This window comes from Cytobacillus solani (assembly GCF_006704205.1).
Classification (GTDB): domain Bacteria; phylum Bacillota; class Bacilli; order Bacillales; family Cytobacillaceae; genus Cytobacillus; species Cytobacillus solani.
On sequence record NZ_CP041305.1, the window covers coordinates 354,881 to 375,354 of the forward strand.

Annotated in this window: 15 protein-coding genes and 1 pseudogene; 5 read left to right on the plus strand and 11 right to left on the minus strand. The window is 35.1% G+C overall.

Annotated features, from left to right (window positions below; translation table 11 throughout):
- Window positions 1-94: 94 nt before the first annotated feature.
- The 4 genes and pseudogenes from FI644_RS01795 (at window position 95) to FI644_RS01805 (ending at window position 3,273) form a co-directional block, all read left to right on the plus strand.
- Window positions 95-529 carry an NUDIX hydrolase gene (locus tag FI644_RS01795; protein WP_053475020.1) on the plus strand — a complete coding sequence of 145 codons (435 nt, stop codon included), beginning with the start codon at window positions 95-97 and terminating at the stop codon, window positions 527-529.
- Between the two features lie 36 nt (window positions 530-565).
- Entirely contained in the window at window positions 566-718 is a 153-nt protein-coding gene (locus FI644_RS26170; RefSeq protein WP_156319092.1) for a hypothetical protein, read from the plus strand.
- A 164-nt stretch (window positions 719-882) separates the two neighbouring features.
- Window positions 883-1,209 (plus strand): annotated as a pseudogene (locus FI644_RS01800) (isocitrate lyase/phosphoenolpyruvate mutase family protein); the annotation flags it as partial.
- Window positions 1,210-2,034: 825 nt separating this feature from the next.
- A complete protein-coding gene (locus tag FI644_RS01805) occupies window positions 2,035-3,273 on the plus strand; it encodes a hypothetical protein (protein WP_053475019.1) in 1,239 nt (412 codons plus the stop codon).
- A gap of 765 nt (window positions 3,274-4,038) precedes the next feature.
- On the opposite strand, the gene FI644_RS01810 is transcribed toward FI644_RS01805, so the two are convergent.
- From FI644_RS01810 to ltrA (FI644_RS01820), 3 genes are all read right to left on the minus strand, one after another.
- Window positions 4,039-5,184 carry an MFS transporter gene (locus FI644_RS01810; protein ID WP_053475018.1) on the minus strand — a complete coding sequence of 382 codons (1,146 nt, stop codon included), beginning with the start codon at window positions 5,182-5,184 and terminating at the stop codon, window positions 4,039-4,041.
- A 63-nt stretch (window positions 5,185-5,247) separates the two neighbouring features.
- Window positions 5,248-5,844, minus strand: coding sequence for a TetR/AcrR family transcriptional regulator (locus FI644_RS01815; protein WP_053475017.1), 597 nt, complete (start codon window positions 5,842-5,844; stop codon window positions 5,248-5,250).
- 416 nt (window positions 5,845-6,260) lie between these two features.
- On the minus strand, window positions 6,261-7,589 hold the full coding sequence (gene ltrA / locus FI644_RS01820; protein WP_142107928.1) for a group II intron reverse transcriptase/maturase: 1,329 nt from the start codon (window positions 7,587-7,589) through the stop codon (window positions 6,261-6,263).
- 613 nt (window positions 7,590-8,202) lie between these two features.
- Between ltrA (FI644_RS01820) and FI644_RS01825 the strand changes: the two genes are divergently transcribed.
- Window positions 8,203-8,676, plus strand: coding sequence for a hypothetical protein (locus FI644_RS01825; RefSeq protein ID WP_053475016.1), 474 nt, complete (start codon window positions 8,203-8,205; stop codon window positions 8,674-8,676).
- Between the two features lie 391 nt (window positions 8,677-9,067).
- Here FI644_RS01825 and lepB read toward each other — a convergent pair whose 3' ends face one another.
- The 8 genes from lepB to FI644_RS01875 form a co-directional block, all read right to left on the minus strand.
- Complete coding sequence (gene lepB, locus FI644_RS01830) at window positions 9,068-9,853, minus strand: signal peptidase I (RefSeq protein WP_053475015.1); 786 nt, start codon at window positions 9,851-9,853, stop codon at window positions 9,068-9,070.
- Entirely contained in the window at window positions 9,840-10,382 is a 543-nt protein-coding gene (locus FI644_RS01835) for a sigma-70 family RNA polymerase sigma factor (protein ID WP_053475014.1), read from the minus strand. The genes lepB and FI644_RS01835 overlap by 14 nt, the downstream gene beginning before the upstream one ends.
- A gap of 318 nt (window positions 10,383-10,700) precedes the next feature.
- Window positions 10,701-11,789, minus strand: a complete 1,089-nt coding sequence (locus FI644_RS01840) for a DUF1835 domain-containing protein (RefSeq protein ID WP_056683286.1) — start codon at window positions 11,787-11,789, stop codon at window positions 10,701-10,703.
- A gap of 885 nt (window positions 11,790-12,674) precedes the next feature.
- Window positions 12,675-14,531 carry an alpha/beta fold hydrolase gene (locus FI644_RS01855; protein WP_142107929.1) on the minus strand — a complete coding sequence of 619 codons (1,857 nt, stop codon included), beginning with the start codon at window positions 14,529-14,531 and terminating at the stop codon, window positions 12,675-12,677.
- 57 nt (window positions 14,532-14,588) lie between these two features.
- Entirely contained in the window at window positions 14,589-15,155 is a 567-nt protein-coding gene (locus tag FI644_RS01860) for a TetR/AcrR family transcriptional regulator (RefSeq protein WP_142107930.1), read from the minus strand.
- 356 nt (window positions 15,156-15,511) lie between these two features.
- Window positions 15,512-16,840, minus strand: coding sequence for a group II intron reverse transcriptase/maturase (gene ltrA, locus FI644_RS01865; protein ID WP_056683281.1), 1,329 nt, complete (start codon window positions 16,838-16,840; stop codon window positions 15,512-15,514).
- 586 nt (window positions 16,841-17,426) lie between these two features.
- Window positions 17,427-18,029: a nucleotidyltransferase domain-containing protein gene (locus FI644_RS01870; protein ID WP_142107931.1), complete on the minus strand. Its 603-nt coding sequence runs from the start codon at window positions 18,027-18,029 to the stop codon at window positions 17,427-17,429.
- Between the two features lie 435 nt (window positions 18,030-18,464).
- Window positions 18,465-20,036, minus strand: a complete 1,572-nt coding sequence (locus FI644_RS01875) for a DNA cytosine methyltransferase (RefSeq protein WP_053475009.1) — start codon at window positions 20,034-20,036, stop codon at window positions 18,465-18,467.
- Window positions 20,037-20,474: the final 438 nt, after the last annotated feature.

The following is a 20,474-nucleotide window of genomic DNA, read 5'->3' on the forward strand; positions in this document are numbered from 1 at the left end:
CATCCGAATGTTGTTAAAATAACTGATGGATGCTTAGCAGCAATTCTCTACTCTGAAGCGAAATATTTAATAAACAATATAAGGGGGGCTTTAAATGTTTTATGTTAATGTCGAAGGAGCCGTTTATAAGGAAAACAAGTGGCTGGTTATTGAACGAAGTTTGAAAGAAGGACATGCAGGCGGTCTGCTTTCTCTAGTGGGAGGAACAGTTGAAAATGAGGGTGATTCTAAAGATATTTTAGAAAGAACGTTAAGACGCGAATTATTTGAAGAGGTTGGAGTGAAGGTACAAGAAAAGATGGAATATGTCAGAAATACCTCTTTCAAATTAGACGATGGCAGTGAAGTCATTGATATTGTTTACTTATGTGAGTTGGAAGAGGGTGAGCCTTTTGCTAAGAGTCCAGAAGAAGTGAATGCTGTCTATTGGATGACAGCAGAGGAAATCGGTAATCATCCGAAGACGCCCATTTGGTTAATCGATAGTATAAAGGAAGCTGAAAAGCTCCTTAAAAATAAAACTGCCTGAATCCAGGCAGGTTCGTACAGCATTGGGGGGAACATTTTGAAGTCGTTCATTAAGAAAAACAAGATGACAATATTATTTTCTACCATCATTATCTTTTTCATCGCTGGTCTGCTTGATATTAAATATGAAGGATTATTTTTTCAGCTCTTGCCAGCATCCATACAGTCATTTTTAGCTGATCTATTATAATCAGTTGGACTACTAACATAATGATAGGAAAGCGTTAAGGTGAAGCATAAAATGGCTTCACTTTTTTTGTTGTCTAAAATACAGACCATAAGAGCAAGAATGAGGGCGAAATGGAGGTCGATTACTTGTTAGAATGTGATCATTACAAATGAGGAGGAATTAAAATGAACAAGATTCAAACATTCAATGAACTGCACTTTTCAGGGGAACTATTATTTCTTGGGAACGCTTGGGATTTACTCTCTGCCTTAACACTTGAAAAAGTAGGCCTCAAAGCAATTGGTACGACCAGCTGGGGGATTGCGAACTCACTAGGATATGCGGATGGAGAATTAATCGATTTTAACAGACATTTAGAGATCATCAAAAATATCGCACAGAATGTGAAGGTTCCCGTTTCAGCTGATATTGAAGCTGGTTATGGAGAAGATACCCAAACAATCGTTGATCATGTTTTGAGGACGGCGGATGTAGGCGTTGCTGGTATTAATAACAAAAATTTGTTGTTTTTTGAATGCTTTTTTCTCTTTTTTTTATTTTTTTCTCCTTCTATTTGCATTCCGAATAGCAGGAGTTCCCAAAGGGGATCATTTTTCCCGATTGGCATGTAGAACGAATCATGAGCATAGGCAATGGGTCAAGGGAGTAGCACAAAAAGTTTTTCGTTGCGAAGCGCCTTTAGAAAAAGTTTTTTGCCCCTTGACCTATTGACTCGTTTCTTAGCTTGGAATCGGTTGGGTTCGGGGTCCCGACCGATTGGAAGCTTAGAAACGCTGCGTGATGATACGATTCGGAATGCAAATGGGCGAAAAGGAGAAAATAAATAAAAAAGCCGGTGGGAACCGGCTATCCTTTTTTGCTCTTAGTTTTTTGTCTTTATTCTTTTAAGGATTTTCGGCTCGTTCGGTATGGCCGTAAGGTAAATGGAACAGGAACTTACCAGGTGTAGCTATGCGTACAGCTGGTTGTTATCGGGGCATTTAATACCGAAGCGACACTTACAGCATCCTGGATAGCGTTGTTGGCTGTCCTGGATGCTGTTGTGCTGCCGCCCGAATTGTGAGGTTATTATTAATAAGATTTTGAAAGGACTTTAAAGCTACTTCGCTAGTAAGTTTACAGAGATAATAAAGGTGGATTCTTGAATAACACTCTGTGGTAAATCTGGTTATTTATGAAAAAGAGATTGTAAAGGAATACAATACAAGTAACGGTTAGTTTTGTTGAAAAAAATGATATTATACAGAATAGAGGCTATAATTGTTTATTCAAGTCTAATTTAGTATCGTAGATTTGTATTAATAGGAGGCAAGAGAATGGCTGTTAGATTTGTTTCCGAGGAATTTAAACAAGAGGTAATTGAGCTATTAAAATTTTTCGAAAAATACGGAATCGATTATGACTTCGAGTATCTATCTGACGATTATGATGATGAAGTCGAGAATGCAGATAATGAAGAAGATTTAATTATCGATGAAAATTATGTGTTACCTGCTTGGTTTCCCCATTCCTATTATGATGCGAATCATACAATCAGTGATTTACTTGAAGTAGTGTATGATGCTACGAAAGTCGTTGAATTTGATGAAAACAAATTAATTGGTAAAAAAGTAGCTTTATTTTGCATTGATAACCAAATACAAGAATTGATGCATAACTTTGATCTTGATATTCCTACTATTAAAGAGTCAATAGATGAACAGGAGTACTCAATAAATATTGTAAATGGCTTAACAAGTTATGGAATAAAATTAATAATTGATGATCTCTTTGACAAGCATTTACCTCCAGTGGACGATTATGATTTCTTTATAGAAATTTCTGCCGAGGATACGATAGATGTTAATCTAATTGAAAGCCTAGTTGATGCTTATTTATTTGAGCTAAAATCAACATTAGATATTAGTATACAATTGTCTCCAAGGCTATCCTATCTTACTTTAGAGGACGAACCTGAGTTCAAAGTAGATACAACAAGGCTCAGACCATTGTTACGAGGTAAAGGCGTACATGAATTGTTAAAATTATATAATTCTTCCCTTTCTAGTACGAATTATGAAATATTAGTTCTTACTTATACCAAGGTGATAGAATACGTATCTCAAACAGTTTTACAGCAAGATCTTATTAATTCTGCCACCAAGAAATTATTTAGTTCTAGAGCATTAAATCCGGACGCAAACTATATACTAGAATTAGGTAAAATCTTCGAAAGTAACAGAAATAATCAAAAAGACTATTTTGCTATAAAACTAACTATTGAGACTTGTTGTGACCTAAATGAAATTGTCACAATAGCACCTCCATTCTTAAGATTTACAAAGAGATTGAGCCCAGAAAGTAAAAATGACGATAAAATAAAAGCTTTTGAAGAGGTTGCTAATGCTATAAGTAACACCCGAAACATGTTTGCTCATGCAAAAACTAATTATGAGAAAAAGGGCATGGAATGTCCAACCGAACAACTAGAAGCGTTTTCTAAATGCTTAGATATTCTTGCACAGCAAGTTATAAGGTGGTTTGCTAAAGAACATGAAGATAATAGGGTAATTTAACTTATACCTTCTTCAACAAACAGGCGCTATTGTTGCAGAAACCTTAGATTTATAAACGATTTTATAATTATATTATTTAGTATATTAAAGTGTTTTACTTCAAACATCAAAATTTAACTTAGCTAATAATATATCTGCTGTTATGAGTAACTTGTAAGTATAGTCTGAAGATAGTCGAGTAATGATATAACAAGCAACAAATACAAGGAATAATGAATCAGAATATTTTATAAATGATTGTATGATTTTTTGTGTGTATGGTATAATGACACTTGAAAGGGAACTTTATTAGCTTCCCTATTCAAGTTTTAGTATGGTTTATCGGTGTTGCCTTCTTCTAGTCCTAGTCCGACTCGGAGAAGGTTTTTTATTTTGTTGTTCTATTTGCTTTACTATATTTTTAACCCCGTCCTAATGTCTCCAGACAACTCAGTCGTGACTCAGACAACTTAGTCGTGACCTAAACAACTCAGTCATGACTTAAACAATTCAGTCGTGACCTAGTGTTTTTTTAAAATTATGTTGTACTCTTGAAAATCTAAAGGAATGTCTCAATTTTGAAGACATTCCTTTTTTCTAACTTATAATATTTAATTCCTTATTCAACAATCGCGCCCGATTGTGGAATATCATAAGTACATGTCTTGTTAAACTAAAGCACCTGTTAGTTGAATAGCAACTATCTTTTAGAAAACAGCCATAAACTAAAACAGTTATTTAAGTTTTTCAAACTAACCGGAAGAATGGTATCTATTAGTTCCTATGTTAAAAATCAGTATTTCTCTTACGCAAATATGGTATTAATGAAAGTAAACCTAAGGTGGCTAAACAAGCCCCCACCCACAAAGGAGATACAAACCCATAACCTTTGTTGATCACTATGCCACCAAACGACGAACCGATGACAATACCTAGCGTAATAAAAGAAGTATGGACAGTGTTTACCATAGTCCCACTTCCCGCTTCATTCATTACTCGTGTGACCATGGCCGGATTCATCGCTACACCAGTCATTCCAATAAGAACAATGGAAATGACAGCAATGTATTTATTTGCGGCACCCAATGCAAATAGAATTAACCCCGTGAGTAATAATATTAATCCAGTTACTAGTATTCTCATTGTAAAACGATCAGCAAATCTACCAATCAAAATGTTTCCGATTACTGTGGCACTGCCGTAAATGGCAAGTAAATACGGAATACTTGTATTCGAAAATCCCGTAACATTTGTAAAAATAGGAGTAAAATAACTAAACGCTGCAAACGTACCGCCAATGATCAACATACTCGTTAAATACGCTGCCCAGAGATGACGATTCTTAAAACTAGAAAATTCATCCTTCAGATTCACCAGATCTATTTTTGAGGATGATGGTAACAACACTTGAATCATTATTCCTGATATTAATACAAGAATCGTAACGAACCAAAAACTAATCCGCCAACCGAAATTTTGAGAAATAATTGTTGTAACTGGTAACCCTAATACCGTAGCGATCATTAAGCCCGCAAGGACAATCGAAGCTGCTTTTCCTCTTGTGTTAGGATGAACTAAAGTTGCTGAAATAGAAATGGCAACTCCAAAAGCTGCAGATGAAGCAATGCCGGTTATAACACGCGCTAACATCATAATATTATAGCTCCAAGCAACTGCGCCTAGCGATTGGCCAATCAAAAAGACAACAATTAAAACCATTAGTGCTTGTTTTCGACGAATTTGAAGGAGTGTAGCAGTTAGAACAGGGCCTCCTACCACCATAGCTCCTGCATAAGCGGTAATTAAATACCCAATGGATGAGATCGAAACACTAAATTCATTAGCAAGTTCGTTCATCATACCCGCCACCATAAATTCAGATGTGGTCATAGAAAAAATTGTTAAAGCTAGTAAATATATTATAGATGGCAAAATTGACACTCCCTATTTATTATTGTAACAATCAGTACAAAAATTATCTAAAAAAAGAGCGCTTTAAGCGCCAAAAATAGATTCCATTGTTCCATTTATAACTTGTTCAGCCAATGTTCGATTTTGAATGGATGTAATAAGTACACGAAGTCCGTAGTAACTGCTTAAAAAAAGGCTTGCTAAATCAACAGCTGATTGTCTTTTTTTGATTTCACCGGTTCGTAAGCCTTCCTCCATTACTCTTTCCAAAGCTTGTAAAAGAAGTTCAACATGCTTTGATACAATTTCTTCAACCATTGGATCGTGATTAGCCCGTTCCAAACCGGCGTTAATAAGTAAACACCCTTTATGATCGGTATGTTTAAAATCTTCCTCCAATGCCCAAGCAAAAAAATTACTTAGCCGTTCTTTAACTGAGATTGGGTTTTCTAATATTTCCTTTTGGTCTCTAATCCCATTTTCATGGTAGCGTTCTAACACTTGTTTATAAAGCTCATGTTTACTTCCAAAAGTATTATATAAACTACCTTTACCAAGACCGGTATCACTGCATAAATTTTGCGTAGAACATCCCTCATATCCATTTATCCAAAATGTTTTCATCGCAACATCTACGATTGAGGAGTAATCGAAGTCTCGCGGTCTGCCACGTTTGCTCAATGATATCTTCCTTTCATTTCGAAGTTACTATTAAAAGAATACATTTTTTGTACCATTCGGTCAATAAAAAAGATATATTAAACCAACCTCCACTGTTGATTATCTAGTATCTACCAATAAAATTGGATGGAAAAGAGATATTCTTGTAGGTTTTGAATAAAGTTTGAGTAAAAGTATTGAACCATTCATTATTTAGTAACAAACAAAAAGAAGCCATTTAAAAAAATTGCAAAATGGCTTCTTAGTTTGTAATTTGGCATTCCGTCTTCATAAAAAAAGTTTGCACGTTTTTTAACGGTTCTTATTGAACTAGTCGAGTAGAAGGGAACCTCTCTACCTCTCGGTAGATTGTATTCCTCCCCCCTCACAGAACCGTGCTTGCGCAATTAACGCACACGGCTCCTCCTAATTATCATTCACATAATGTAGCTAGTTTCTTTTCTTAAGTCATATATGTTAACCTTAATTCTTGCATAAGGTAATGGGTATTTATTAAGAAAGAGTCTGAATTTATCCCAAGTAAATGATTTCCTTTGACTTCTTCTATTGAGCCATTTAAACAGTAAGTATCCGATTTTGTCTCTGAATTTATTTACACTTTGGGTATTATCCGTTATGCAATAATAATTGTAATAACCTACAAGAGAGCGTCTAAATCTATCAATAATTATATGAATATTTTTATTTCTATTAATCTTCAACCATTCTTTAGATTCTTTAAGTTTGCCTTGGACTTTCTTCCTGCTTGATTTCCGTTTCACTCGAAAGTTTCCTTGTTTACTTTTCCCACAATAGTGTGTAAAACCAAGGAAATCAAAGGTTGTAGGTTTACTATTTCCCTTTTGTTTTGCATCTTTCTCCGCAAACCTTCCAAAGGGAATAATTTTGGTTTTATCCTCAGCTATTTCTAAGTTAAATTTCTTTAATCTCATTTTTAATGATTGGAAGAATTGTTGAGCTTCACTTTTAGATTGAAAACAACAAACAAAATCATCTGCATATCTCACTATGAATGCTTGTCCTTTACACTGTTTTCTAACCCTTTTCTCGAACCAAAGGTCGAGGACATAGTGGAGATATACATTGGCTAATACTGGAGAAATCACTCCACCTTGCGGTGTGCCATTATCTGTCTTGTATTTCTTTCCTTCCTCCATATATCCACCTTTAAGAAACCTACCAATAATTCTAAGTAAGTTAGGGTCAGCGATTCTCAGTTTTAAGAACTCCATCATCCATGTGTGGTCAACGTTGTCAAAGAATCCTTTAATATCTACATCTACTACATAATTTACTGACCTCTTTTCAATATAGTGGTTCAGTATTTTCAAAGCATCGTGACAGTTACGATTTGGACGGAATCCAAATGAGCAGTCTAGAAAATCATTTTCATAGATGGTATTTAATATTTTCGTAATGCCTCTTTGTACAATCTTATCTTCATATTCCGGTATTCCCAATGGTCTTTTCTTGTTTGAATTGAGCTTTGGAATATACATTCTCCTTACTGGAACAGGGCGATAACTTTTGCTTTTAAGTCTACTTACTAACACCTCTATATTTTCTTCTAAATTTTCACCGTACTGCTCCTTAGTTGTACCGTTAATCCCTGTTGCTTTCCTATTGGGTAGTTCATGATGACATTGAGCTAGTGCTTGCTTGTTTAATAGATGTGCAAGAGATGTAAACTTTATTTTAGGATCAGACTTTGCTAATTCTGCTATCCTTAGTAGTTTTGTTTCCATTTAAAATACCTACCTCTGTGTGTAGTAAATGTGTCTCTAGTAAGGGTGATAATTAGGTAGCAGCCTTTCCTCCATCGGTGTTACCCAACTTCATTGGTACTACGCTGCTATCCGACTCCCTACAACGGCATTTGGTTTCCTAACTTATTATCGCTTGTACACCATACTTTTCTAAAAGAAGAGACCGGTAGGGTCTCCCGAGTTGCCGCATCATATCCATGTGTAACGTGCCAAGGTCTCTGACCCCAGAGAGGTTTCATTATTCTTGCCATTGCGAACAATGAAATATTGCTTTCTGCTGCAGGTAAAGCATCAGCCCTCTCGATTTACTAACTTTATGGGGCTCAATCCCTTCAACCATTTGGCTTTCGGCCCGTTACCTAACTGTCTACGCTTAAAGACTAAAGTTACCTTTAGCCCTCCAAGACTCGCTACGAGTGAATGGCTAGTTCTTGCTCGACGGGAATCCCACCCGCTATATGATACGACCTAGGCTCGGCCGCACACCTGCCCGTTAATAAAAAATATTCCATAGTTACATTGTAAAAATTTAGTGTTTAATTAAAATTTTACAAAGTATAATGAATATATTGGTAATTTTCGAGGTGAGGAAATGTTAAAGAGAAAAATAATATCGGCTTCTATATCAGGTACTTTGTTCGCAATTTTATTAGGATTTGTTATGCCAAATCCATTTAGAGAGCAAGTTGTTGCAGAACAAAACTATTTTTATTCGGCTACTAATATTATAAGTTTGTATTTAATGTATAGCTTACCTGTAATTCTTATTTATGGAGTATTGGCTTCCATCATAAGTGATAAGGTAGCAGAATTTATGTCAAAAAAGAGCGAAATAAAAAATATAGAAATAATTGTTTCTGGAGTGTTACACATTGTTTTCGGACTCGTACTACTACCTTATAGTTTAGGAGCTTCTGTCTTGTTTTTTGTTACAGATAGAATACTGCAAAAACAAAACAAAAACTTTTATTGGTTACAAGTAATAAAGAGTTTTGTAATTCCATTAACTGTTTGGATTATCTCTTTGAGTATTAGTTGGATTGAGCATTTTATTAACAATAGTTAAACATTAGAAGGGGAGCCTTCGTAGTAAAGGCTTCTCCTATTTTATATCTTATATCAACATTAAAGATTAACAGAGCCTTACTTTAAAAAGTTCCAAAAAACCTTTGCTTCATTAAATGGCCCTAAAATGAAAATAAGCGCTTCCTTGTTACAGGAAAGCGCCCTATATGGAATAAATAAATATAATCTCAATAATCAAAAATCAAATTATTACTTGTTTCACTAGAGCACTCTGTTAGTGAAACAAGTAATGCAATTCTTATAAAGAATGATCTTCTTATGATACGGTTCTCCGTTACTAGCCTAAGTGCAGTTTTTAACAACTACAATTTACTTGCCCCTTTTGTACAATAGGATCAACGTCCCTGTTAGTTTAATTGCTAATAAGGGGATTACTTCTTTTTCTGATAACCCATAACCTGACCATTAATATCACTTTGTTTAATTAATTTTACATTACCTCTTAGCCAATCATCAGTCATGACTAAAAATTCATCGTTCCCAACAGTTACTTCTATCTCTCTAAAAAAGCTTTCTTTTATTACATCAGCCTCATAGTCAGCACCATTTTGGTCTAATACCTTAGCATAGTCTTCGAATGTTTCATAACCCCTGACATGTGCTTTTCCGTAAAACGTATCTAAGATTTGATCGTTAATGTAAACTTGACCATCTTTTATTTCTATATTTTCTCCTGGTAAACCTATTACTCTAGACACAACGGTTCCCACCGATCCATCAAAAAATTTATCGTCATATATAATTACATCCCCCCTGGAAACAGGCTTGCCCTCATAGGCTAATGGGTCAATAACAATGGGATACGCTGAATAATCACGGTTCCCCCGTTCCATTCCATCATGCAAGTATTCAACAACAGTCATATTTTTTTCAAAGTCATCAACAAATGGAATATCTGGAGTAGTATTGGGATCGGTTATGGTATTTACTTCATTATATGATTCGGGATTTATGACAATAGAAAGGATAAATGTAACAGCAACAGTCGTACAAACTACAAAAAGAAAACTTAATCTTAGCTTGTTAAAGAGGTTATTCTTTCTGTTCCTTTTACCCCCTAATGTAGACACTTCATCTATTATTTTATTTTCTAAGGAAAACGTAAACCGAGGAGTTTCCCCAACATAATCATCTAATCTCTTTTTAATGTTGTTCACGTAGGATTACCTCCCATTCGATTCCTTCTAATTTACTTTTAAGAATAGACTTTGCCCTCGATAAACGTGTTTTCACTGTATTCTCGGAACAGTTAAGTATTTTACTAATTTCAAGGATTGTAAATTCTTGATAGTAATAAAGCAGAATAACTTCTCTGTACTTTATGGACATTTCTAAAATTTCCTTAATCAACATATCATTCTTGTCTTTATTAATTACTAATTGCTCTGGTGATTCCTTATTAGATATTGACTGTCCCAAAAGCAAATTAGAGTAGAGATAAATCTTATTCTTCCAACTTCGCAAATAATCATGGCACTTGTTTACGGTTATCTTAGCTAAGTATGTTCTTATCGAAGATCTATTTTCAAATTGGTCAGATTTTTGACAATAAGTGACAAATACTTCCTGTACTATATCTTCTGCTGTAGACCAGTTCTTAACATAATAAAAAGCTAAACGAATTAAATATTCACCATTTTCCTTCATTATCTTCTTAAATTGAATGGAATCTATCTCAATATCCATAACGAAATGAAATCCCCCTTCCAAATTCACCCTATTGACGGTACTTTTTTGAAAAAAGTTTCAATAAGTTTAGAAACAAAAAAATCCTAGTGTACCTTCGGATTCTAATTAGAACAAATATTGGTCAAACGTTGTTATTCAACTAAACTGCACCGAGTTTAAGTACATTTTTTTCACAAACACCATACTATCATTACCATAAGTATTCAATTTTTCTTGATATTCTTCCTCCATTAAATGGCCCGATTACTGAAAAAGGCACAATTCCTCTTCAAGAATTGCGCCCGATTATGGAAGATATGAATTGATCATTACTCCTCACCGTAGTTTAACACTATAGTGTCTCATTGATTTTGGTATTCCTTTTAGTTCAAGTAACCCACTATATATTAAATTCCGAATCCTATACTCTAAGAAGAAAGCATTAATCAATTCGTTTGTCCCCGATAGGATTTCTCCAATCACCATTCCAGCCTTGATAAAGTCCCTTTTTTCCTGCTTACGATGGAGCATTTTAATGGTATTTATGATCAGTGGATCAAAGTGATTTTCTTTAACGCCCTTTATTTCACCCTTCATCCATAGACGCAGGACTTCTTTTGTTTGTGCCAAGGAATTCCACTCTTCTTGAAGCTGCATCCGTTCCTGTTCAGATATAGGTGGGGCCTTTCTGCCCTTTTCAAATAGGAGTCTTAAATCTTTTGGTTCGATATGGCCTGTATGTGAAATCTTTTGACCTCTAACTTCAGGCATTATGTATCTTTCATAGAGTTCGGTGGAATTCATGAGAAAAACATCATTTGTTTTGTCGCGCAGAAAAAAGAGAAGAAACCGCAGACCAGTTTGTTCATCGGCATTATTTCCATACCAGATGTATATTGGAACCTGCCGGGGAATATCTTCTATCTCCCGCAATGTATTGGCAAATTTATTTTCATACTCAAAATCATCCTGTTCATAATTGATATGTTCATATAACCATTGATTTCGAAACGTTTGTCCTGCTTTTTCAACTAATTTCCACAATGGTCCAATTGAAAAGGAATCTGGAAAACCAATCACAACCTTGGGTCTCTCAAGTCCTACTCTTAAAGAACCTGCTGCAGATTCTGAGGAAACGATATGTACAGCCTCAACTTGATCACCTGCCTCAACCGAGCTGGATGAAAAAGGATGTCGGTATTTTTGAATGCATCTATTAACGACTTCTACCATTGTGTTCACATCGCTTTGTTTAATTGCATATCCTTTGCCTTCAAGCGGATTGCTCTCTTCATGATTAAACATCTCAAATTCATTTTCATGTTCTAATTCATATGTTTGCCATTCCCCATTTTCATTCAAGTCTGAAACGGTTACATAATTTTGTGTTTCTATTTTATAAACGAAAACTACATTGGGTTCCATAAAGAAATAAATAAATGGATAAATAACTTTAGTTTTTATTACGAACAGCTCCTTTTATCTAAAATTCACTATTTTTTACCATCATGGCCAACGACTTAATTAATAAGCGTCCTTTCTGCTCAGGAACGGCACCTTTTTATTAAACATATTAAACGCTAAAGCAATTAGATAAAGTGGGAATCCAACAATTAACATCCCTACAAAAAGGTAACATATACTTTTGAAAATAAACTTGCAGAAATCATAGATTGCCCCAGCTAAATAGCCATAAACCTTGCCAATACTCACCCTTTACCTGATTAGGATACGGTTAGTTAAGTACGAGTCTTTACAATCTCTTCTATATTTTAACATTAATATCGATTTTATTTTAAAGTGTAATTCGACAATCTGGCCCAATTCATTAATAAGGGCACATTTCTTGCTCAAGAAATGCGCCCGATTATGGAATATTGAAAAATATAAAAAAGCTGCAAATACAGCTTTCTAAATTTTTCCTTCATTTTGAAAAAAAGATGGATTAAAATGGATTTAATCTTTTTAACTAAATATAAGATTTTTTAAAACTAAAGTATCCCGTTAGCCATCCATGTAGCGTACAATCAACACTACACCACAGAAAATGAAAGATTATTACTTTCTTTCATGGGAGTTTAAGTATATTTCTTCACAAGGTGATTACTTGCCATGCGTAAGGAGCAATACTTTTGTTCAATTCTCATTTTACTACCTCAGGATACTGATATGTACGCTGTATTTGATTAGCTGTTAGATTCTTAAGTAAATATATCCAGCGTTCATGTAGACAATCTTTTTTTTCAAACAGTACGACTTTATTTCAAAGACACAACAATCTTATACACGCTTTTTATTTATCCCACACTCTCATCTGCTAGTACTACTATTTTTTATTACCAAATTAGCCGTTTCACTCGGATGGTTAAGAGGAAAATGATGACCATATGGAACAAAATCAACCTTACCAAGATGCGAAGGAGCAGAATAGCCTCTGTCATAATCCCCCCAAATAATGCGAAGATTATACTTTGTTACTTCATTGAAATCACCTTGAACGTTTTTCAATAGTAAATTGTTAAGCTGAACCGTAGTATTTAAAATTCTAGGAGAAGTAAAACTGTTACTTATTTTTTCAATATAATGTTTAGGGATACTCTCCGTACTTTCAAATAAACCATTACTTAATAAATAACGCTCTATCAAATTAGTAGTTGCCAATTTCAATGTCCATTTGTTCATAAATTGAGGAACATTTATCGATTTAGCATTTTTTTTAGCAACAGGTGGCTGAAGTAAAGTAATTGTATACTTCTTATCTATGTACTTTTGTACTAATGCTACCAAAAGAATATACGCGCCAAATGAATGGCCAATTAGATGGGCACCATTAGTAGCTTTCTCCAATAAATTTTTCAATACATTCAAATAGATATTTAATAGATTTTTCTCTCGTTTAAAAGGAGAACGTCCCAAACCTGGAAGGTCCATGATCCATACAGGTCGACCCGTTTTTTCATGAAGCTCTTTCCCTAAAGGAAATAAATCCTCTCCATCACTTAATAAACCATGTAATAAAATAAACGGTTTACCCTCTCCTTGTGATTGGTAAATGGTAATATTATTACATAATGTTCGTTCAAATAAATGACTGTGCTGGCCATTTTGATACATCATGCGATAATCCAGATCAGCTATTACGGCTGGGAAAAATTTCATTACATTTGTCTCCTTAAACCAATCTTCTCCCATAATCTTTTTCGCTGAACCATTTGAAAATGTTCGATTTGTAATAAAGTTCAGCCCATCAGCAGGAATTTGGGTTATTTTGCTTACGCCACTATTCATAAGTGCTTTCATAAATGGCAATGGGGCAGAAATTTTAGGTGCAGTCATATTCATACTTTCTGACATAGCATCTAATAATTCTGAAATATTTTGATCATGTTGTTTATCTTCAACAAGTGTATATGTTTGTATAGTTGGTTGCTCCAATCTGAAAACCTGCACAATAAACTTTGCTAGTTCCTCGTTTGCAATAAGTGGTAATCTATATTTCTTACCTCCAGGGATCACTGGCAAGAGCCCTTTTCGCATACTCATCACAAGCAAGCCTAAGCCTCCTGTTTGCTCCGTACTCCCTGTTTTACTACTACCAACTACAGTTGGTGGATTAATTACTGAAAGCGGATAACCTACTGTTGATGCCTGCTGACGGATATAAAGATCTGCTAAAAACTTTGTTCTCTCATATGGATTTTTTATTTTCAAAAAATTGTTTCCTTCTTTAAACACATCTATCGCAACCTTGCTATTTTTATCATCAAAGGGACTCATATAGCCTACAACATGAATAAATTGTTGCAATCCCTTCAATTGATGAATATTTTTAGCGAGTTCACTAATATGTTGGGCACCATTCAAAAATACGGAAGCTGCCTCTTTGCTTGTCGCTTGAATATCCATGGGGCCTCCTGCGTGAATAATTACATCCGTTTTCAATACCAACTCCTTATCTTCAGCACTTAGACCTAAGTCTATTTTTGTCAAATCACCTTCAATAAAGTGCATAACTGCCTCTTTTAAGATGCCTCTTTCTTGATAAATGCGTGTTGCTTTACTTTTCGATCTCACTAATAGAAGAATTGTAACATGCTCTTTGGCTAATTCCTTCACTAATTGCTTTCCAATAAAACCTGTTCCACCAGTTAAAAATACTGTTCTCATAAAAATCCTCCTTGTAGTACTATTCAGTACTAATTTGATGTAAAAAAAATGCTTCTTTTATCGAAGCAAGTTAAAAAAATGATCTGCTGTTTTCATAATTACAGTTGCATCCTCCAGTATTTCTGAAATAAATAGCGCTCCTTCAAGATTTGTAATAAAAAGAGATGCAACCTCGTCAATATTAATTGTCTTTCTAAATTCACCATTCTCTACCCCTTGTTTAAGTAATAGAGAAACTTTCGTTTGTAATCCTTTAAAAAAAAGACCTATTTTTTCTTTTACTTTTGTGGCATTTGTAGGACTTTGAATATAAAGCGTAATGAACGGACAGCTCCCCTTATATTCTCTCGTCTGAACTCCTTGTGATAATTGCTTTAAAAACAGTTGGATACGATCTTCAACTAATAATTGGTTTTGAGATAGTAAGCCATCAATTGCAGATTGATACATTTCAATCCAATAATCAACGACCCCTTCCAACAATTCTTCCTTATTAGAGAAGTGATAATACACATTAGACTTTGAAACTTTGCTTACACGAACTAATTCATCCATGCTTGTATAAGCAAACCCTTTTTCTAAAAATAATGATGCAGCTACTTCAATCACACGTTTTTGATTCATTAATTTTATCCTTGTCATAATTAGTACTGTACAGTACTACAATAGGTGTTGTCAATTATTTTTGTTAGTTTAATAAAAAATTGATCAAAAAAGCTATACTTTAATTGATTTTACTGCTAAAAATTAATTTCATTTTGAACAAAGTTGAACTGAACCCCGAAATTGTTTTGGATAGCTTGCAATTTTTCACTTTAATCTGCACCCCAAATGTTAGACACGACTCTAACATTTGGGGTGCAGATCAATTACAGAAGTCGAGTAGAATGGAGCCTTTTTACCTTACGGTAAATTGTGCTCCAGACCCTCACAGAACCGTGCTTGCACTATTAATGCACACGGCTCCTCCTAGTCATCATTCACAGAATGTAGCTAATCTTTTTTCTTAAATTGTATATATTCACTTTAATTTTTGGTGAAGGTAGTGGATATTTATCAAGAAATAGTCTGAATTTGTCCCATGTAAAGGATTTCCTTTGACTTCTTCTATTGAGCCATTTAAACAGTAATTCCTCAATTTTGCACTTGAAGTTGCTGACATTTAGGCTATTATCAGTGATGCAATAATAGTTGTAATAACCAATAAGCGAGCGTCGAAATCTATCCATGATTATATGGATATTCTTATTTCTATTCTTCTTCAGCCATTCTTTAGATTCTTTTAATTTATTTTGGACTTTCTTTCTACTCGATTTCCGTTTCACACGAAATTTCCCTTGTTTACTTTCCCCACAATAGTGTGTAAAACCTAAGAAATCAAAGGTTGCTGGTTTACTATTCCCCTTTTGTTTTGCATATTTCTCCGCAAACCGTCCAAAGGGAATAATTTTGGTTTTATCCTCAGCAATTTCCAAATTAAATTTCTTTAATCTAAGTTTTAATGATTGGAAGAACTCCTGAGCATCGCTCTGATATTGAAAACAGCACACAAAATCATCTGCATACCTTACTATATATGCCTGTCCGTTGCATTGTTTCTTGACCTTTTTCTCAAACCATAGGTCGAGAATATAATGGAGATACACATTGGCTAATATCGGAGATATGACACCACCTTGCGGTGTGCCATTGTCTGTTTTGTATTTCTTTCCTTCCTCCATATATCCACCTTTAAGAAACCTGCCAATTATTCTTAGTAAGTTAGGGTCTGCAATTCGCAGTTTTAAGAACTCCATCATCCATTTGTGGTCAACGTTGTCAAAGAATCCTTTAATATCAACATCTACTACATAATTTACTGATCTCTTTTCAATATAGAAGTTCAGTATTTTCAAAGCATCATGGCAACAACGGTTTGGACGAAACCCAAAGGAACAGTCTAGAAAATCATTTTCGTAGATGGTGTTTAGTATCTTGGTAATGCCTTTTTGAACAATCTTGTCTTCGTGTTCCGGTATTCCTAATGGTCTTTTCTTGTTTGAATTGAGCTTTGGAATATACATTCTCCTGACTGGAACAGGACGATAACTTTTGCTTTTAAGTCTACTTACTAACACCTCTATATTTTCTTCTAAATTTTCACCGTACTGCTCCTTAGTTGTACCGTTAATCCCTGTTGCTTTCCTATTGGGTAGTTCATGATGACATTGAGCTAGTGCTTGCTTGTTTAATAGATGTGCAAGAGATGTAAACTTTATTTTAGGATCAGACTTTGCTAATTCTGCTATCCTTAGTAGTTTTGTTTCCATTTAAAATACCTACCTCTGTGTGTAGTAAATGTGTCTCTAGTAAGGGTGATAATTAGGTAGCAGCCTTTCCTCCATCGGCATTACCCAACTTCATTGGTACTACGCTGCTATCCGACTCCCTACAACGGCATTTGGTTTCCTTGCTTTTTATCGCTTGTACACCATACTCTTCTAAAAAAAAAGAAAAGACCGGTAGGGTCTCCTGAGTTGCCGTATCATATCAATGTATGACGTGCCAAGGTCTATGACTCCAGAGAGGTTTTATCATTCTTGCCATTAACGAAAGATAAAATGTAGCTTTCTGCAGCGCTTAAAGCATCAGCCCTCTCGAACTACAATCATTATGGAGCTCAATCCCTTCAACCATTAGGCTTTCGGCCCGCCACCTCACTGTCTACGCTTAAAAACTAAAGTTACCTTTAGTCCTCCAAGACTCGTTACGAGCGAATGGCTAGTTCTTACTCGACGGGAATCCCACCCGTTATATGATACGACCTTGCTCAGCCGCACAAGCGCCCGATTGTTGAGCAAGATCCCTAAGTTTTTGGAATTAATGATAACTTATGTTTTAAATCATTTTTCACTCTTAGATATAGTCAAGCCACGAATGACCAGTCGGAAATTGTCTTTTCAAAGTCATTTTTAACCAATCCCTTTGTTCAGGCAGTAAATATGGAAGCATAATTTGTAAATCTTTAAAATCTTTTTCTCTAACCTTTGAGCTACCACCTTTATAAAGGAGTTGAATCTCGGGTCTCAGGTAAGGTATCTCATCATCTGTTCTTAAAAATATATCCTCTAATCTTCTTCGAATAGATTTTTCTCTCCTGTAAATCCAGGATTGTTGCTCTGTCTCTACTAACATAATTTGAAAAGCCCAGGGAGAACTACTGCTTTTTGTAACCCAGATATCATTTGTGGTTTTTAAAAACTCACCTTCTTGCCAAGGAACAAGTTTCCCATTCTCTGCTTTGTATAACATCCAATCATCTGACAAATGATTATAGGCAGTCAATTGTTCCTCTCGAAGTATTATTACATCAATATCATCATGTGCCCTTGACTGTTTGCCTAAATGTAAATCTAAAGCCCATCCCCCTGCAATACCCCATTTAATCGGAATAATAGAAAAGAGCTTATTAATTTCTGTTATGGTGATTGATTCCCAATTATCTATATCAGTCTGCAAATAAATATCCTCCCATAGCGTTGAAATATAATTTGAATAAAAGTATCCTGTAAACTTTGATTTTCGTTATAAAACCCACCGTTTTAAATTTAACGTTGGGATTCTATTGATTAGCGACCTTCATTATTGAAGAATCACCATCCGTTATATCTCTTCCAAAGTTTCCAAATTTCAAACTTATGATTTATTAATTTAATGGCAACCTTGTAGTTTTCGTAGCTATTAAGTCACACTTAGTTGTCTGTAAAAGTACAAGGGAACAAATAATGGGTCATATTTGAGTTGTATAATATTAATTTTTTTCCAGGAATTATCAATGTTTCAAAAGACTTTAGATCACGACTGAGTTGTCTGAGAACACCTAAATTTAGAACGGGGTTTTGCTTATTTGGCTTTTTTAATTAAACTTTATTATCATTTTATAGTAACGAGAGCCTAAACTAACTCTAATTTATCTGAATGCATCCTAATGTTATATCGCATGATAGCATGTTTAACTACTCGCGCAACAGCTCTTGCTAATTTTACAGGAACCGCATTACAAACTTGCTGTTGCATTGAGGACAAACTTCCTTTGAATATAAAATCATCCTTCAGGCCAAACAATCTAGCGCACTCTCGAACGGATAATATTCTATTTTCGGTTGGATGTGTAAGATTGCTTTTACGCGGATTCGCTATCGTTATTGATGGATGGTCCCATGCTAAACGCCTGTAAACAGAGCTATGAGTCTTACCAGTGAACATACTAGTTGTTTTAAATTCATCAGGAAAATCACGCCAATTTCCACCTTCCGGAACCGTTTGCATACGTTCTATAGTTGATGGTTTTGGCTTTGTAAAATCCATTTGATTAGGAACATCTTCATGAAGCCCTTCTAATGCTTTTCTAACTGTTACATAATGATCAGGAGAATGAGTAGGTTTAGGTAAATCTATTTTTCCGATTTTCGAACCTATAATAAAAGCTCGTTTTCGTTCCTGGGCTTCACCAAAGTCTGTCGCAGTTAAAACTCCTGAAGTAATTTCAAAATCACTTAATTCATCGTAAATTTCTTGTTTGAACTTTCCATCACCAGCCGATAAAAGTTTTGGAACATTTTCTAAGACAAAGACCTGACAATTAGAATTAGCTTTTATCGATTCAATAAATTCTTTCACCAGTAAATTATTAGGATTATCTAAGAAATTAGAATGTCTATTAGCAGGAGAAAATCCCTGGCAAGGTGATCCCCCAATCATGATTGGTGAACCAATCTGATTAAGACGCTCTTTATCAAACTTAGTTATGTCTCTTTGTTCCACATGGTTGCCGTGATTTGCTCGATATGTAGCAACTGCATCTTCGTCCAATTCAAGAGCAAATGAAATGTCAAACCCTTCTTCGACAAAGCCCTTATCCATAATACCTGCCCCACTGAACAAACTAATTACCTGAAGGGGGATTTTTATGTTTTTTAATCCCTTTTCAATCGTTTGAATCGATTGAGAAGAATATGAATGAGTATCCCCAATTACATCAAATATCGACAGCTGTACAAATTGCTGGGCATGGCCAACAGCTTTAGCTAATTCATCGGATTCTAACCTAAATTCAAATTTTTTCCGGACATCTAAAAGAGAAGTAATATCCAGGACGTTTGATTTTTTTGAAAATACACTAGCAATTTTCTTTGACACTTTAGCAAGAGCTGAAGAGGACTTTTCTTCATATCCAGAAACAATAATTTGATCTTCTTGGATCTCAACTTGTAAATAATCAGCTTCTCTAAATATGCTTAAAGCTTCTTTGTTGCGAATATCAATAACTGGTTTAACACCCGACTTTGTTGCACGCTTTGAAACGGTATTTACGCTTGATTCTGATGGAATAATAACCATCTTTTTGTTTTTAGTATCTATGACATATTTAAAATTGGTTCCTGGTTGAAATGCTGTTTGCTTCAGTTCATTATCTTGTAAATAAAGACCTCTTTTAGAGTTTTTAGCTTTTCGGGATTTAATCATTTTGGTTTCGCCCCTTTATTTTTGGTTTGGTGCAAGCGCAACTGATTTCCCAGAGGGGATAATTTTTCCCTTTGGATGCGTAGCTTTTACCGCCGAAAGCAGAGCGAAGCAAGGGTTAACAGCGCAAAAATTTTTTCTGCCTTTAGGCGTGATTAGAAAAAATTTTTCGCCCCTTGCTGTAGCTGTGCTACGGATGCACGGGAAGGAATTGGGAAGAGTTCGAGGCTCGCCCAATTCAAGGCCGATGCAGCCGTTTAGGTGGTAAAGTGCGTAGCGCCAAAGGAAAAATGACCAAAATAAAAAGCAGACGTTTGTCTGCTTTCCTTTTTTTCAGTTCTTATGTAGTTGATCTCTCTTTTTTTGCACTCGTTCAGTGCGGCCGGATGGCAAAACGAACAGGAACCAACGGATTGTAGGCGATAGCCGTACAACCCGTGG

Bases quoted from the DNA above. Each gene is read 5' to 3' on its own strand.
- FI644_RS01795 (WP_053475020.1), top strand. From the start codon at position 95: ATGTTTTATGTTAATGTCGAAGGAGCCGTTTATAAGGAAAACAAGTGG.
- FI644_RS01805 (WP_053475019.1), top strand. From the start codon at position 2,035: ATGGCTGTTAGATTTGTTTCCGAGGAATTTAAACAAGAGGTAATTGAG.
- ltrA (WP_142107928.1), bottom strand. From the start codon at position 7,589: ATGGAAACAAAACTACTAAGGATAGCAGAATTAGCAAAGTCTGATCCT.
- FI644_RS01825 (WP_053475016.1), top strand. From the start codon at position 8,203: ATGTTAAAGAGAAAAATAATATCGGCTTCTATATCAGGTACTTTGTTC.
- FI644_RS01835 (WP_053475014.1), bottom strand. From the start codon at position 10,382: ATGGATATTGAGATAGATTCCATTCAATTTAAGAAGATAATGAAGGAA.
- FI644_RS01840 (WP_056683286.1), bottom strand. From the start codon at position 11,789: ATGGAACCCAATGTAGTTTTCGTTTATAAAATAGAAACACAAAATTAT.
- FI644_RS01855 (WP_142107929.1), bottom strand. From the start codon at position 14,531: ATGAGAACAGTATTTTTAACTGGTGGAACAGGTTTTATTGGAAAGCAA.
- FI644_RS01860 (WP_142107930.1), bottom strand. From the start codon at position 15,155: ATGAATCAAAAACGTGTGATTGAAGTAGCTGCATCATTATTTTTAGAA.
- ltrA (WP_056683281.1), bottom strand. From the start codon at position 16,840: ATGGAAACAAAACTACTAAGGATAGCAGAATTAGCAAAGTCTGATCCT.
- FI644_RS01875 (WP_053475009.1), bottom strand. From the start codon at position 20,036: ATGATTAAATCCCGAAAAGCTAAAAACTCTAAAAGAGGTCTTTATTTA.